The sequence below is a fragment of the Halorussus sp. MSC15.2 genome, assembly GCF_010747475.1.
In the GTDB taxonomy this organism is placed as follows: Archaea; Halobacteriota; Halobacteria; order Halobacteriales; family Haladaptataceae; genus Halorussus.
In genome coordinates this window covers 154,729-170,217 of the sequence record NZ_VSLZ01000002.1, presented here as the reverse complement: position 1 = coordinate 170,217, position 15,489 = coordinate 154,729, and the positions used below count along the sequence as shown (strand labels likewise).

Annotated in this window: 13 protein-coding genes and 2 pseudogenes; 9 read left to right on the top strand and 6 right to left on the bottom strand. The window is 66.3% G+C overall.

The genetic code is table 11. The annotated features are described in order from the left end of the window. Nucleotides 1-65 precede the first annotated feature (65 nt). Nucleotides 66-566, bottom strand: a complete 501-nt coding sequence (locus FXF75_RS08020; RefSeq protein WP_163521379.1) for a hypothetical protein — start codon at nt 564-566, stop codon at nt 66-68. A gap of 232 nt (nt 567-798) precedes the next feature. On the opposite strand from FXF75_RS08020, the gene FXF75_RS08015 reads away from it, so the two are divergent. Then, a complete protein-coding gene (locus FXF75_RS08015; RefSeq protein WP_163521378.1) occupies nt 799-1,272 on the top strand; it encodes a DUF5793 family protein in 474 nt (157 codons plus the stop codon). Between the two features lie 89 nt (nt 1,273-1,361). Here FXF75_RS08015 and FXF75_RS23060 read toward each other — a convergent pair whose 3' ends face one another. Next, a complete protein-coding gene (locus tag FXF75_RS23060; protein ID WP_275897395.1) occupies nt 1,362-1,484 on the bottom strand; it encodes a hypothetical protein in 123 nt (40 codons plus the stop codon). Between the two features lie 192 nt (nt 1,485-1,676). On the opposite strand from FXF75_RS23060, the gene FXF75_RS08010 reads away from it, so the two are divergent. From FXF75_RS08010 to cdd, 7 genes and pseudogenes are all read left to right on the top strand, one after another. Continuing rightward, complete coding sequence (locus tag FXF75_RS08010; protein ID WP_163521377.1) at nt 1,677-3,038, top strand: phosphomannomutase; 1,362 nt, start codon at nt 1,677-1,679, stop codon at nt 3,036-3,038. A gap of 115 nt (nt 3,039-3,153) precedes the next feature. Continuing rightward, nucleotides 3,154-4,280: pseudogene (locus tag FXF75_RS08005) on the top strand (BMP family protein). Nucleotides 4,281-4,397: 117 nt separating this feature from the next. After that, on the top strand, nt 4,398-5,474 hold the full coding sequence (locus FXF75_RS08000) for a BMP family protein (protein ID WP_163521376.1): 1,077 nt from the start codon (nt 4,398-4,400) through the stop codon (nt 5,472-5,474). Between the two features lie 105 nt (nt 5,475-5,579). Then, nucleotides 5,580-7,136: an ABC transporter ATP-binding protein gene (locus FXF75_RS07995; protein WP_163521375.1), complete on the top strand. Its 1,557-nt coding sequence runs from the start codon at nt 5,580-5,582 to the stop codon at nt 7,134-7,136. Beyond that, nucleotides 7,133-8,411, top strand: a pseudogene (locus tag FXF75_RS07990) (ABC transporter permease). The gene FXF75_RS07995 and the pseudogene FXF75_RS07990 overlap by 4 nt, the downstream one beginning before the upstream one ends. Then, the gene (locus tag FXF75_RS07985) at nt 8,408-9,463 is read left to right on the top strand and encodes an ABC transporter permease (RefSeq protein WP_163521374.1); all 1,056 of its coding nucleotides are present in this window, start codon (nt 8,408-8,410) and stop codon (nt 9,461-9,463) included. The pseudogene FXF75_RS07990 and the gene FXF75_RS07985 overlap by 4 nt, the downstream one beginning before the upstream one ends. Nucleotides 9,464-9,758: 295 nt before the next feature. Then, the gene (cdd, locus tag FXF75_RS07980) at nt 9,759-10,145 is read left to right on the top strand and encodes a cytidine deaminase (RefSeq protein ID WP_163521373.1); all 387 of its coding nucleotides are present in this window, start codon (nt 9,759-9,761) and stop codon (nt 10,143-10,145) included. A gap of 33 nt (nt 10,146-10,178) precedes the next feature. On the opposite strand, the gene FXF75_RS07975 is transcribed toward cdd, so the two are convergent. After that, nucleotides 10,179-11,114, bottom strand: coding sequence for a DMT family transporter (locus FXF75_RS07975; RefSeq protein WP_163521372.1), 936 nt, complete (start codon nt 11,112-11,114; stop codon nt 10,179-10,181). 109 nt (nt 11,115-11,223) lie between these two features. On the opposite strand from FXF75_RS07975, the gene FXF75_RS07970 reads away from it, so the two are divergent. Next, nucleotides 11,224-12,045 carry a nucleoside phosphorylase gene (locus tag FXF75_RS07970; RefSeq protein WP_163521371.1) on the top strand — a complete coding sequence of 274 codons (822 nt, stop codon included), beginning with the start codon at nt 11,224-11,226 and terminating at the stop codon, nt 12,043-12,045. A gap of 247 nt (nt 12,046-12,292) precedes the next feature. On the opposite strand, the gene FXF75_RS07965 is transcribed toward FXF75_RS07970, so the two are convergent. The 3 genes from FXF75_RS07965 to ribH all read right to left on the bottom strand — a co-directional run bounded on the left by FXF75_RS07965 (nt 12,293) and on the right by ribH (nt 15,488). Continuing rightward, nucleotides 12,293-13,714 carry a sugar porter family MFS transporter gene (locus FXF75_RS07965; protein WP_163521370.1) on the bottom strand — a complete coding sequence of 474 codons (1,422 nt, stop codon included), beginning with the start codon at nt 13,712-13,714 and terminating at the stop codon, nt 12,293-12,295. A 228-nt stretch (nt 13,715-13,942) separates the two neighbouring features. Next, complete coding sequence (locus tag FXF75_RS07960; RefSeq protein WP_163521369.1) at nt 13,943-15,085, bottom strand: pyridoxal phosphate-dependent aminotransferase; 1,143 nt, start codon at nt 15,083-15,085, stop codon at nt 13,943-13,945. Between the two features lies 1 nt (nt 15,086). Beyond that, nucleotides 15,087-15,488, bottom strand: a complete 402-nt coding sequence (gene ribH, locus FXF75_RS07955; protein ID WP_163521368.1) for a 6,7-dimethyl-8-ribityllumazine synthase — start codon at nt 15,486-15,488, stop codon at nt 15,087-15,089. Nucleotide 15,489 lies beyond the last annotated feature (1 nt).

The window sequence follows — 15,489 nt, the reverse complement described above, 5'->3', positions numbered from 1 at the left end:
CTACGGCGCTATCACGAGTCGGCGGGGACCGAACAACCGAATCAGAGAACGCGACTACGGAACCGTTACTCCCGACGGGCGACTAGCAGCGTCCCGCCGAACAGGTAGAGCAGGACGACCCCGACCGGAATCGGCAGCCCCGGAAGCCCGCGAGTCCAGAGGAGCCACGTCGCGGCGGTGAGGACGACGCCCGCGAGCGTGAGGAGCGCGCCCATGGCCCGCACCGCGTCGACGGTCGCCTCGACGCGCTCCTCGTACAGGTAGAGCAGGAAACTCAGAACGACGGCCGCGCCGACCACCGCCGCGCCGACGGCCCACGCGGCGTAGGCGACGGCGATTGTCTGTCCCTCCTGATACGCCAGCGCGCCCAGCGGCGTCGAGAACGCCAGCCCCTTCGAGATGGAGAGACCGGAGACGTACCGGACCTGAACGAACGGGAAGCGAACGAACAGCACGCTCCCGACGCCCGAGAGCGTCGAATAGGTGACGTTCCACGGCAGCAGCGCCGACAGCCACGCCAGCACCACGGCCAACTCGCCCGCGTACTCGGACCGAACCCAGACCATGCGGTGGACACCGAAACCCGGGGAGTAAAAGCTACCGGGACGGCCGGACCCCGTCGCGGAAGCGGTTAGCCGATTGGGTCCGGGGGCGACTCGCCACTCGACGTTCACCCGTGCCGCGATGTCTACCGCGGGACCAGTCCGAGTCCGGGTAGGTGCGAGTTCTCGCGACCGAATTGTTTCCCGGAAGCGGCGTTACGTTCATACCGCGCCGGACCGTAGTGGGGCGTACGGAATGAGGCGCGACTACTTCACGCTGGAGGTCCGAAACGTCGATTGGGTCGAGGAGGACGCCGAAGCCAAGAAGCCGACGGTAATCATCGACTTCGAGGGTCCATCTTCGACGCTCCGCGAGCGCCTCACGGGGACAGACGACGAACTGCTCGACGCCGGGGAGACCGACGTGGCGCTACGACTCCAAGGGCCGGTGGAGGAGGACGACACCACCGGCGTCGTCAGCGTCACCAACCGAATCACGGGAGACTTCGTCCTCGAACTCAATCAGGACGCCGACGACGTCCTCAAGTTCATCACCGCGGCCCGCGAGTACGGAAAATCGGCCGGGGACATGGACGGGCGTTACCACGTCGAAATCAGCATCAACGGGGACGACCTCGTCGAGTACGACAAGAGCACGTTCCTCGTCTACAACGACGAGGGGAATCTCCTGCGCAAGCACAGTCTCATCCCGAGCGGCGTCGAACTCTGACCCCGCCGCTCGTCGACGACCCTCCACCAGCCCATCTGGCCGCACCGCCGCGACACGAACGACTCCTCACAGTGCGCGCCGAGACGTAGCTAGAACACGCCGAACAGCAACAGGTACGCGAGGACGACCGCCGCCATCAGGATGATGCCCGCGATGACGGCGTCGAACAGTTCCTCCGGGTCGGTGACAATCTCGGTGATACTCAGTTTCATAGCCGCAGATACGACGACTGACGGCTTAGGCTTCACGGGCGTCTCGAACACGGAGGCGGTCGAATACCGTCCCTTCGTCATGGCATCGCTCGTCTCGAACGAGTCCGACCGCCGTGCCCCGGCGGACGACGGGCAGTTCGCGCTCGCGTCGAACCGCGGAAAGCTAAGTGTCCGGCTCCCCGAACTCCCGGCATGAACCTCTTCGGAACCGCGGGTATCCGCGGGAGCGCAGTCGAGACGGTGACACCGGAACTCGCGCTGTCGGTCGGCCGGGCCGCCGGACGAGACGGCCGAGAGTTCGTCGTCGCGCGCGACGGCCGGGAGACCGGTCCGGCGTTGGCGGCCGCGATGGAGGCCGGACTGGAGAGCGCCGGGGCCGACGTGCGCCGGGCGGGGCAACTCCCGACCCCCGCGCTCGCGTTCGCCTCGCAGGGGCGGCGCGGCGCGATGCTGACCGCCAGCCACAACCCGCCGACCGACAACGGAATCAAGCTCTTCGCGGACGGCGAGGAGTACGACCGGGAGACCGAGCGGACCGTCGAGCGCCGCGTCGAGGCCGACGACCCGCCGGTCGAGTGGGACAAGTGGGGCGACGGTGAACGCACGAGCGTCCTCGACGCGTACCGCGACGCTGTCGTGGAGTACGCGCAGGGGCACGGCGCGCCCCTCGACGGCCTGCGCGTCGTGGTGGACTGCGGCAACGGGATGGCGGCCGTGGCGACGCCCCAAGTCCTTCGCGCGCTCGGCGCGGAGGTCGTCGCCCTCAACGCCAACGTGGACGGTCACTTCCCCGGTCGGGAGAGCAAGCCGACGCCCGAGACGCTCGAAGACCTCCGGGAGTTCCTCCGCGAGGACCCCAACGCCGACCTCGGTATCGGCCACGACGGCGACGCAGACCGCATCGTCGTCGTGGACGGCGAGGGCGAGGTGGTCCACGAGGACACCGTAGTCGCGGTTCTCGCCGCCCACTACACCGAGCGCAGTGAAACTGCGGACCCCGTGGTCGTGACGACCCCCAACGCGTCCGGACGCATCGACGAGCAGGTGGAGGCCGCCGGGGGTCGCGTCGAGCGGGTCCGCCTCGGCGCGCTCCACGAGGGCATCGCCGCGGCGCGCGAAGAAGGCGACGACGACACGGAGGTCGTCTTCGCGGCCGAACCGTGGAAGCACGTCCACACCCAGTTCGGCGGGTGGATAGACGGTGTCGTCAGCGCCGCGGTGATTCCCCGACTCGTCGCAGAGGCCGGGGGACTCGCACCGCTTCGAGACCCCGTCACCGAGCGACCGTACCGGAAGGTCAGCGTCTCCTGTCCCGACGACGCCAAGACAGGCGCGATGGCCAAACTGGAGAGCGCGATTCCCGACCGATTCCCCGAGGCGTCGGTCGAGACCGAGTACGGCGTCCGGGCGACCTTCCCGGACGGGTCGTGGGTACTGGTCCGCCCGAGCGGCACCGAACCCTACGTCCGCATCTACGCCGAGAGCGACGACGTGGACGCGCTCGTCTCGGAGGCGACGGACGTCGTGGAAGAGGCCGTCGCGGCCGAGTCCTGACCCGGTTCGTCTCGCCGCCGGCGTGTCGGTCCAGAACCACCAGCCCCGGTATTTTCCATGGTTTTTGATTTGAAGCGACGGCTTTATAGCTCGCTGATGAGCTACATCGGACAAGATGGCGAAAATTGACAAACGGAAGCGAAAGATGCTCAAGATAAGCGGTGCGGGCCTCCTCGGAACCGGACTCGCCGGGTGTCTCGGCGGCGGCGGTAGCACCGAGACCACCACGACCGAGTCCGACGACGGGACGACCGAGTCCCAGACCACCACGTCCTCCGACCCGATGAACGTCGGGATGGTGTACGCCACCGGCGGTCTCGGTGACAACTCGTTCAACGACATGGCCCACAAGGGCATCAAGAAGGCCGAGTCCGACTTCGGCATCTCCTTCAAGAACGCCGAACCGAGCAGTCCGAGCGACGTGGCGTCGCTCCAGCGCAAGTTCGCGCGGTCCCAGAACCCCGAGTACGACCTCATCAGTTGCATCGGCTTCGTGCAGTCCAGCGGCCTGAAGGAGAACGCCAAACGCTTCTCCGACCAGAAGTTCATGGTCGTGGACACCGTCGTCGAGCAGGACAACGTGTCGAGTTACACGTTCAAGGAACACCAAGGCTCCTTCCAAGTCGGGCACCTCGCGGGCCTGATGACCGACACGGACTTCAGCGCCGGTGCGGGCGAGACCAACGACGACCTGACCGTCGGCTTCGTCGGCGGGAAGGAGGTCCCGCTCATCAAGAAGTTCGAGGCCGGATTCAAGGCCGGCGTCAAGCACGCCAACGCCGACGTTTCGGTCCGGTCGGCCTACGCGGGCACGTGGAGCGACCCCGGAAAGGGTCAGTCCATCGCCAACTCGATGTACAACAAGGGCGCGGACATCATCTACCACGCCGCGGGCGGCACCGGTAACGGCGTGTTCAAGGCGGCTCAGAAGAAGGGTCGGTACGCGCTCGGCGTGGACTCCGACCAGTCCAAGAGCCTGCCGAAGTACAGCGACGTCATCCTCGCCAGCATGGTCAAGTACGTGAACGAAGCGGTCTACCGCTCGGTCGAGCGCACCGCTAACGGCAACTTCCAAGGTGGGTCCGTCCAGCGACTCGGACTCGAAGAGAACGGCGTCGCGGCGGTCTACGGCAAGGACCTCGCCTCCCAGATTCCCGACTCCGTCAAGTCGCGCTCAAGTCCTCCCGAAAGAAGGTCGTGGCCGGCGACATCGAAGTGCCCACCAAGCCCGAAAACGTCTGAATTTTCGCCGTCGAAAACACCCTCCTTCTGCGGTTCGCTCTCTCTATCTCGGTTTCACGCGACCCGACGGGCAACAAAGCGCCGATTATATCACGGTCGATGATGAACGTGAGGGGTATGCGGGGGAAACACGAACGCAGACGACGATTCTTGCAGCTACTGGGTGGGGCGGCCGCCTTCGGAACGACCGGGTTCCTGCAGGACGACACGACCAACATCGGGATGGTGTACGCCACCGGCGGACTGGGGGACAACTCGTTCAACGACATGGCCCACAGAGGGGTCCAGCGCGCGGCCGACGAGTTCGCAGTCGAGTTCCAGAACGCCGAACCGAGCAGTCCGAGCGACGTGGCGACGCTCCAGCGACGGTTCGCGCGGTCCCAGAATCCGGACTATGAACTCATCTGCTGTATCGGCTTCGTACAGGCCGAGGCACTCCAGCGCAACGCCCAGCGCTTCTCCGACCAGCGGTTCATGGTCGTGGACACCGTGGTCGAACAGCCGAACGTCGCCAGTTACGTGTTCAAGGAACATCAGGGGTCGTTTCAGGTCGGTCACCTCGCGGGGCTGATGACCGACATGGACTTCAGCGCCGGTGCGGGCGAGACCAACGACGACCTGACCGTCGGCTTCGTCGGCGGGAAGGAGGTCCCGCTCATCAAGAAGTTCGAAGCGGGGTATCTCGCCGGAGTCAAGCACGCAAACCCCGACATAAACGTCCTCTCGGCCTACGCGGGCGCGTGGAGCGACCCCGCGAAGGGCCAGTCTATCGCCAACTCGATGTACGACAACGGCGCGGACATCATCTATCACGCCGCGGGCGGGACGGGGACCGGCGTGTTCAAGGCGGCCCAGAGCAGGGGACGGTACGCCATCGGCGTGGACGCCGACCAGTCCGAGAGCCTGCCGGACTACGCCGACGTGATTCTGGCCAGCATGGTCAAACACGTCGACCAAGCGGTGTTCCAGTCGGTCAAGCGAGTCGTCAACGGTAATTTCCAAGGCGGTGCCGTCAACAGACTCGGACTCCAACAGAACGGCGTCGAAGCAGTGTACGGGTCGCAACTCGCGTCGGAGATTCCACAGGACGTCAAGTCGGCGCTCGAACAGTCCAAGCAGCGAATAGTGAGCGGCGAGATTACGGTCCCGACCAAGCCGTCCCAAGTCGGGCAGGCGACCACGACCACGCAGTAGCCACTGTGAGAACACGGGACCGTCCGCCCGAACACGTATTTTATCTAAGGGTTCCTCCGGCAATCCGCGCATCTTAAGCGGGAAGGCCGAGAACACCGACTAAGAATGAGCGTAGCCGTCCATCTCGAGGGAATCACCAAGCGATTCCCCGGGGTCGTCGCCAACGACGAGGTCGACCTCGAAGTCGAGGAGGGAACTGTCCACGCCCTGCTCGGCGAGAACGGCGCGGGGAAAACGACGCTGATGAACGTCCTGTACGGTCTCTACCAGCCCGAGGGGGGTACCGTCCATCTCCACGGGGAGCCTCGTACGTTCGACACGCCGCGCGACGCTATCGACGCGGGCGTCGGGATGATTCATCAGCACTTCATGCTAGTCGACACCCTGACCACGGCCGAGAACATCGTCCTCGGCCACGAACCCCGGAAGTGGGGCGGACTGGCCATGGACCGCGCGCAGGCGGAGCGAGACGTCAGGGAACTGAGCGAGCGCTACGGGTTCGACGTCGACCCCACCGCCCGCATCGAGGACGTGAGCGTGGGCGTGCAACAGCGAGTCGAAATCCTGAAAGCTCTGTACGGCGGTGCCGACGTGTTGATTCTGGACGAACCGACTGCTGTCCTCACGCCGCAGGAGGTCGAGGACCTCTTCGAGGTGTTCGACGAACTCGCCGCCGAGGACAAGACCATCATCTTCATCACGCACAAACTCGGCGAGGCGATGGAGTCGGCCGACGACATCACGGTCCTCCGAGACGGCAGGAACGTCGGGACGGTGGACGCCGACGCGACGAGTCGAGAGGAACTCGCGGAACTGATGGTCGGGCGGGAGGTCCTGCTGGAGGCCGACAAGGAACCGGTCGAACCGGGCGAGGTGGGACTGTCGGTGTCGAACCTGCGGGTCACCGACGACCGGGGCGTCGAGCAGGTCAGCGGCGTCGATATCACCGCCCGGGAGGGCGAAGTGTTCGGCATCGCCGGTGTGGACGGCAACGGCCAGTCGGAACTCGTCGAGGCGATTACCGGTCTCGCCACGCCCGAATCGGGGTCGGTCTCGCTCTACGGACGGGACGTGACCGACCTCTCGCGGCGCGAGCGAATCGACGCGGGGATGGCGTACGTCCCCGAGGACCGGCAGGAGCGCGGTCTCGTGATGGAGTTCGACCTCGTGGAGAACGGCCTGCTCGGGAGCCAACACACGTCCGAGTTCGCCGAGAAAGGTCGCATCGACTGGGGGCACACCCGCGACCACGCCGAGGAAATCATTGAGGAGTACGACGTACGCCCGCCGAACCCGGACGCGGAGTCCGAGTCGCTGTCGGGCGGCAACCAGCAGAAGTTCGTGGTCGGACGGGAGTTCGCCCGCGACCCCGAAGTGGTAGTCGCCTCGCATCCGACCCGCGGAGTGGACGTGGGGAGCATCGAGTTCATCCACGAGCGCATCCTCGACTTGCGGCGCGAGGGCAAGACCATCCTGCTCGTCTCCTCGAAGTTGGACGAGGTCCAACAGCTCTCGGACCGCCTCGGCGTGATGTACGAGGGTGAAATCATGGACGTGGTCGACCCCGACCGCGTGACCGAGGAGGAACTCGGCCTGCTGATGGCGGGCGAACACCCCGAGAACGCGCCCAGCATCGCCGACGCTGTCGGGGGTGAGCGATGAGCGACTCCGACGACAAACGCGCCGACCCGAACCCCGACGACTCGTGGCAGGGCCGGGCCGACCGGGCGCTGGCGCGACTCGTGGACGCCTCCGCGGCCGAGCGCATCCTCATCAGCCTCGCGGCGCTCGTGCTGTCGGTGGTCGTCGGCGCGCTGGTCATCCTCGTCTCCGGTTGGGTGGCGACTTGTGAAAGTCCGTTCTTCGCCGCGTCGGGCGTCGGTCGTTCTGTTACGACCCGGTCGCGGTGTATCGGGTCCTGCTCGTCGGCGCGGTGTGGCCGCCGTACAACGTCGCCATCACGCTCAAGGAGACGACGCTGCTCCTGTTCACGGGGCTGGCAGTCGCGGTGTCGTTCCGGGCCGGGATGTTCAACATCGGGACGCAGGGGCAACTCGTGTTGGGCGCGCTCGGAACCGCGCTGGCGGTCCTCTGGGTCGCGCCGTCGTCCCCGCGGGCATCGCGGGCGCGCTGATTCTCGTCTCGGTCGGCCTGCTCGCGGGCGCGCTCGTCGGCGGAATTTGGGGTGCGATTCCGGGCGCACTGAAGGCCTACGCCGGTGCGAACGAGGTCATCACGACCATCATGCTCAACTTCGTGGCGTCCGGCATCGCGTTCACGCTCGTCTCGGAGGTGTTCAAGGACCCGGACAGCCAGACCGTCCAGACGCGGGCGATTCCGGCCTTCGCGCAACTTCGCCCGGTGTTCTTCGATACGACGGTGTTCTCGATGGTCGCGCTGGTCGGCGCGCTCGCCCTCGCTGGCGGCATCTACTGGATGCTCAACGGGACCGCGTTCGGGTACGACCTCCGAACGAGCGGCGTCCAACCCGAGGCCGCCGAGTACGGCGGTGTCGACGCCAAGCGGACGATGGTGTCGAGCATGGCGCTGTCGGGCGCAATCGGCGGTATCGGCGGCGCGGTGTACGTCCTGATGGTCGCCTCGCGCTGGCGGACGGGCATCCCGTCGTTGGGTTTCGACGGCATCACCGTCTCCATCCTCGCGGGGAACAACCCGCTCGGGGTGATTCCGGCCGCACTGCTGTTCGGTGCGCTCAAGACCGGCAGTTTAGCCATCGAGTTCCAGCTTTCGGTCCCCAAGCAGTTGGTCGGGGTCCTGCGCGGTCTCATCATCCTGTTCGTCGCCATGCCCGAGTTCTTCCGGATGGTCGGCGCGCGGTTCCGGTTCGGCGACGAGCGACCCTCGGTCGCCACCGACGGTGCGGGCGAGACGACAGGCGGAAGTGCCGACGGCGACCAAGGAGGTGACGATAGATGAGTTACGCCGACCCCTCGCAGAAGCGACGGTGGCTCGGAGGTATCGCGGTTCTGGCCGCCCTCGCGTTGGTCGCGGTCGAACTGTTCTTCCCCGAGAGTCCGGTCTCCGAAATCGTCCGCATCGTGGACGCCAACTACGTCAGGTCGGTGCTTCGGCTCACGGTGCCCATCGCGTTCGCCGCGCTCGGCGGCATCTTCGCCGAGAAGAGCGGCGTCATCAACATCGGTCTCGAAGGCCTGCTCATCATCTCGGCGTTCACCTCCATCGCGGTGGCCGGAACGATAAGCGGCGGCAGTCCCACCCAGTTCCAGCTTTGGCTCGGGTTCTCGGTCGCCGTACTCGCGAGCGTCCTGTTCGCGCTGCTGTTCGCGATTATCTGCATCGAGTTCAAGGCCGACCAGATTATCGCGGGACTCGCCGTGTGGCTCATCGCACTCGGTCTCGCACCGTTCGCCAGCAAGGTCATCTGGGGGCAGGTCAACAGTCCGCCGGTCGCCACGCTGAACGACTGGACGTTCGGGATTCCGTTCACGGATATCACCTTCTTCACGGCGAGTCCGCCGGTCGTCATGATGCTCGTCGCCGTCCCCGCCGGGTGGTACGTGCTGAACCGGACCGCGTTCGGACGCTGGATAGAGGCCAGCGGCGAGAACCCGAAGGCGCTCGATACCGTGGGCGTGGACGTCCGGAAGATTCGCTACTCGGGCGTCCTGCTGTCGGGGTTCTTCTCGGGCCTCGGCGGTGCCGGACTGGCGCTGGGCCGCGTCGGGCAGTTCATCGGGGGCGGCGCGACGATGGTCAACGGTCGCGGCTGGATAGGCATCACGGCCTACCTGTTCGGCAACTACAACCCGCTGGGCGCGTTCGGCGCGTCGTTCCTCTTCGCCAGTCTGGACGCGCTCCAGATTCGACTCCAGCAACTCGGCTACAACGTCCCGAGCGAACTCATCGGCATCATCCCGTACGTGACGGTGGTCGTCGTGCTGGCGTTCGTCGGTCACACCCGGATTCCCGACGCCGCGGGCGACCACTACGAGTCCGGCGAGGAGTAGCGGTTCGTTCGTCCTCTCGAAGTTGCGACTCCTTCCTCCCGTGTGTGGCGACGGAGTTCCGCCCGCGCTGGCGAGACGGTCGAGACCCTCGAACGAGACGAGGAGGATGTAACTCGGCGCTACTGGCTCAGCCGTCTCCGGTTAGTCGGACTGGCGGTTCCGCAGTGCGCGCGAACTACCGTTCTGGAACCGCACGGAACGTCCGTGCGGGATTCGTCCCGGCTTCGTACTTGAACCTTCGCGCGCGAGCGCCGAGCGGGAGATATTTCACCGCCGACACCCAATCTCCGCCGCTATGGACGAACTCATCGACGCCGCTCGCGAGGTGCAGGACGACGCACACGTCCCCTACTCGGACTATCCGGTCGGCGCGGCGCTCCGGACCGCAGACGGAAGCGTCTACGTCGGGTGCAACATCGAGAACGCCAACTACAGCAACTCGCTCCACGCCGAGGAGGTCGCCATCGCCGAGGCCGTCAAGGAGGGCCACCGTGAGTTCGACGCGCTGGCGGTGAGTTCCGCGCGGCGCGACGGCGTGACTCCCTGCGGGATGTGCAGACAGACGCTCGCCGAGTTCTGCGACGACGACCTGCCGGTGGTCTGTGACGAGGGCGACGATACGACGACCTACACGCTCGGCCAACTCCTGCCCGACACCATCACCGAGGAGATGCTGGAGTAACGAGAAAACGGTCGCTCCGCAGGCAGTGCGGTACTATTCGTTTCGGGTCGGCGGCGTGGCTCCGACCGAGTACCGACCTGCGAACGCGACCAGCGCCTCGCGTTTCACCAGTGCGAACCCGGTGAGGATGACCAGAAAGCCGACTATCGTCGCCGGGGTCAGCGATTCGCCGAGCAGGACCCACCCCACCACCGCCGTGACCATCGGCACGAGGTAGGAGACGAGATTCACTTGGACCGGGCTGTGACGCTCCAGCAGTCCGAAGTAGGCGGCGTACGCTCCCGCAGTGGCGACAACTCCGAGGTACGCCAGCGGGACGACTACCTGCGGGCCGAGCGCCTCGGCGAGTCGCGGCGGTTCGCCCCCGGCGAGACTCGCTCCGTGCATCAGTATCGCACCGACCAGCATCCCCCACGCGGTCGTCGCGGTGCTGTCGGTAGTGGGTCTCAGCCGTCGGAGCAGGACGCTCCCGAGCGCGACGCTGGTCGCGGAGGCGACGACCAGCAGCTTCCCGGTTACGCCCGCGAGCAGGTTCGCCGGGTCGGGTCGAACGACCAACGCGACGCCGCCGAGTCCGACGACGAGTCCGAGGAGTCCGAGCGGGGACAGTCGGTCGCCGGGGAGTAAGCTCCGGGCGAATCCGGTCGTGAGCACCGGATTCAGGCTGTACAGAATCGCCGCGACCCCGCCGGTCGTGTACTGCTGACCGACGAAGAGGAATCCGTTCGCCGCCGTGATGAGGAACACGCCGACGACGAGGACCGCGAGGTAGTCGTCTCGGGTCCGGGGCAGCCATCGGTCGCGAGCGACCGCGGCGTAGACGACGAGTATGGCCGCACCGACGTCGTACCGGAGCGCGGCGAACAACAGGGGCGGCAGCGAGTCCAGTCCCACCTCGATGGCGACGAACGACCCGCCCCACGCGACTGCGAGGAACACGAACAACGCGGCGTCTCGATAGCGCGACACGCCGTGCGCTCGGACCGCGTCGGAGAAAAGCCTCTCGCTTCCGTCGGCCCGCCCCGAATTCGAGGCCGCGACGAACCCTTTAAGCCGCGCCGCCGAGTCAGCCAACGGCATGACCGGCGACAGCGAAGACCCGAACGACGACGTGCAGTACCACCTCGAAGTCGGCGAAGGAGACGTGGCCGACGCCGTCCTCCTGCCCGGCAACCCCGAGCGCATCGAGAAGATAACCCAGTTCTGGGACTCTGCCGAGGAGATGGGTCACCACCGCGAGTACCGGACCGTCACGGGCGACTACGACGGGACGCCCATCAGCGTCGCTTCGACCGGCATCGGAAGCCCCTCGGCCGCAATCGCGGTCGAGGAGTTGGCCCGCGTCGGCGCGGACACCTTCCTCCGCGTCGGGTCCTGCGGCGCGATTCAACCCGACATGGAGGTCGGGGACCTCGTCATCACGACCGGCGGCGTCCGCCAAGAGGGCACGAGCGACGCGTACGTCCGCGAGGACTACCCCGCGGTCGCCGACTACGAAGTCGTCTCGGCGCTGGTCGCGGCCGCCGAACGCCTCGACTACGAGTATCACACCGGCATCACGATGAGCGCCGACAGTTTCTACGCCGGACAGGGACGCCCCGGGTTCGAGGGGTTCGAGGCCGCCGGGAGCGACGAACTCGTCGAGGGTCTCAAGAACGCGAACGTCAAGAACATCGAGATGGAGGCCAGCGCCATCATGACCCTCGCCAACATCTACGGGCTGCGGGCGGGAGCGGTCTGCTCGGTGTTCGCCAACCGCGAGACGGGCGAGTTCCTGACCGAGGGCGAGAACCGGGCCGCCGAGACGGCCAGCCTCGCGGTGAAGCTTCTGGCGCAGATGGACGAGGTGAAAGAAGAGGCGGGCGTCGAGCGGTGGCACCCGGGCCTGAGTCTGGAGTAACACTCCGACTGTCGAGACGCGAGCGACCGGCGGGAGCGAGCGTCCCGTTTTCATCCACGTTTTTACAAGTAGCGAGGGGTTAAGCCCCTCGTACCGTGCGAACGGCGGAGCCGTGAGCAGAGAGGGGTACCCCCAACGTCCGAGTGAAGCGAGGACGTGAGAACACCCGACGAAGTAAAAACGTGGGAACGGACGAGGTAGGCGTCGAGCGGTGGCACCGTAGGCTGAGTCCGACTGAACCCGGGCGTCAGTCGTCGCCGGTTTCCGGCGACTCGCTCGCCGCGTCACCGACCGACGTGGTGGCGACGTTCTCGCGGAGGTCGGCCTCTATCGCTTCGAGCGAGCGACCCTTGGTCTCAGGGACGACGTAGTAGGTGAACACCAGCGCGGCGAGACTGAACGCGCCGAACAGCCAGAACGTGACGGAGGTGCCGACGTTGGCGGTCAGCATCGGGAACGTCAGCGAGACCACGAGGTTGGCACCCCAGTTGGCGACCGTCACCGCCCCCATCGCGGTACCGCGGGCCGACAGCGGGTAAATCTCGGAGATGAGGAGCCAGAACACCGGCCCGAGACCGATGGCGAAGAACGCGACGTACAGCATGAGACTGCCGGTGGCGAACCACCCCAGCGCCCCGGAGAACCCGGGCAGATAGAACACGGCACCGAGGACGGCGAGCGTGACGACCATCCCGCCGACCCCGACGAGCAGGAGGACGCGCCGCCCGACGCGGTCGATGAGCGCGATGGCAACGACGGTCATGACGACGTTGATGACGCCGATACCCACGGTCGCCAGAATCGATGTCGCGCTGCCGAACCCGGTCGATTCGAGGACCGTCGGCGCGTAGTACATGACGGCGTTGATGCCAGTGACCTGCTGGAACACCGCGAGTCCGAGACCGACGACCAGCGCCGGGCGAAGCCACGGTTGCAGCAGGTCGCCGAGTCCCGTGCCCGACTGTTTCTCGACGGTCTCGGAGATTTCGGACAGTTCCGCCTCGACGCTCCCCTCGCGGGTGCGTTCGAGGACCTCGCGGGCCTCGTCGCGGCGACCGTGTTCGAAGAGCCAGCGTGGACTCTCGGGCATCTTGACCATCCCCACAGCGAGGACGACCGCCGGAACCATCCCGGCCCCGAGCATCCAGCGCCACGCGCCCGCGTCGGCGAACGCGTAGTTCACGAAGTAGGAGACGAGGATACCCACCGTGACCATGAGTTGGTTGAGCGAGGTGAGCGCGCCCCGAATCTTCGGCGGCGCGATTTCGGAGATGTAGAGCGGACCGACGATGGACGCGAAGCCGATGGCGACCCCGTCGATGAGTCGGCCCAGCACGAGCACCGGGACGTTCGGCGCGACGGCCATCGTGAACGACCCGACGAAGAACACGGCCGCGCCGAGCAGGATGAGTCGGCGGCGACCGATGCGGTCGGCGAGTTTCCCGCCGAGCGCCGCCCCGGCCGCGGCACCCGCCATCGCGCCACTGACCACGATGCCGCGGACCAGCGGCGACATGACGAACGTCTGTTTGATGTACAGGAACGCGCCGGAGATGATTCCCGTGTCGAATCCGAACAACAGTCCGTTGAGGGCGGCCAGCGCGGCGGTGACGTAGATGAATCGGTTACGGCCAGCGCCGCCGGCACCCGATGTATCGGTTGTGGACATGGAAGGACCAATTCGGACTGTTCCGGTCGGTCGGTAACGAAGCTTTTGAATTTATTACTACGGTTGTAGTTAATGCTCGTTCGTTATGGATTTTCGCATGAGGGAACCGTATTTCGTCGTCGGAGAATAGCCTATTAGCTGTACGACTGGCATCACTTGACGTAGCTATCGGGTCGAAGAACAAAACCGGAGAACGGAATCCCCGACCGCAAAACGGAGTTCGCTCGATTACAGCAGGTCTGCGTCCACGAGTCTGTCCACGGCTTCGCCGATACGCTCCTTGCTGTTGGCGTAGGAGATGCGGGCGTAGCCCTGCGCGCCGAAGGCGCTGCCGGGGACGGTGGCGACGTGGGCCTCTTCCAGCGCGTCCTCGCACCACTGCTGGTCGTCGTCTGCGACCGGCATCATGAGGTAGAACGCGCCGTCAGGTTCGGGGGCCTCGACGCCCTCCTCGCCGAGGCGGTCGAGCAGGAACTCGCGGCGCTCGGCGAACGCCTCGACCATCTCGTCTATCGCGTCGTCGGTGTTTTCCAGGGCCTCGACGCCCGCGTGCTGGACGAAGTTGGTGGCGCAGGAGACCGAGTGGGAGTGGAGCTTTCCGGCCTCCGAAATCAGCTCTTCCGGCCCGGCGAAGTAGCCGAGTCGCCACCCGGTCATCGAGTAGGCCTTCGAGAAGCCGTTGACCGTGACCGTGCGCTCGGCCATTCCGTCGAAGGTGCCGAGGCTGGTCGGTTCCGCGCCGTAGGTTATCTGCTGGTAGATTTCGTCGCTGATGACGGTCACGTCGTGTTCGACCGCGAGGTCGCGGACGCCCTCCAGCGCGGCGTCGGAGTAGACCGCGCCCGTGGGGTTGCTCGGCGAGTTGACGACGAGCAGTTCGGTCTCGTCCGAGACGGCCTCGCCGAGGTCGTCCAGCGCGGGTTCGAGTTGGAAGTCGTGGGGCGCGAGGTCCACGCGGTTCAGGCTTCCGCCCGCGAGTTTGACCATCGCCTCGTAGGAGACCCACGCGGGGTCGAGCAGGACGACTTCGTCGCCGTCGTCCACGAGGGTCTGGACAGTCTCGTAGAGCGCCTGCTTCGCGCCCGGGGTGACGATGACGTTCTCCGCCTCGTAGTCGAGTCCGTCGCCTCGAAGGTTCTCGGCGATGGCCTCGCGGAGTTCCGGGATGCCGTTCGAGGACGTGTAGCCGGTGTGGCCCGCGTCCATCGCCTCCTGTCCCGCGTCGACGATGTTCTCGGGCGTCGGGAAGTCGGGTTCGCCGACGCTCAGGTCCACGACGTCCGCGCCATCGGCCTCCAGTTCGGCCGCGAGGTTGCTGATGGCGAGGGTCGCGCTCGGTTCGACTCGCTGAATTCGGTCTGAGAAGTGCATCTTAGAGTTCCTCCGCAAGTTCGACTGCCGCGTCTACCGCTTCCGTGCCTTTGTCCACGCGCTCGCGGGCCTCCGCTCCGGACATGCCCGGACCGCTCACGCCGAAGGTGACCGGCGTGTCCCGGTCGAGGCTCACGTCGGTCAGGCCCTTCGCGGCGGCGTCGGCGATGACTTTATCGTGGTCCGTGTCGCCGGTCACGATGGTCCCGACCACCGCCACGGCGTCGATTTCGTCGCGTCTGGCGAGGCGGTCGGCCGCCAGCGGCGCGTCGTACGCGCCGGGGACGCGCAGCGTCTCGACCACCTCGGCACCGCGGTCGGCGGCGGCCTCGTTGGCGCGTTCTTCCATCTGTTCGGTGACCTCGCGGTTGAACCGCGAGACGACGAGACCGAGGGAAACCATG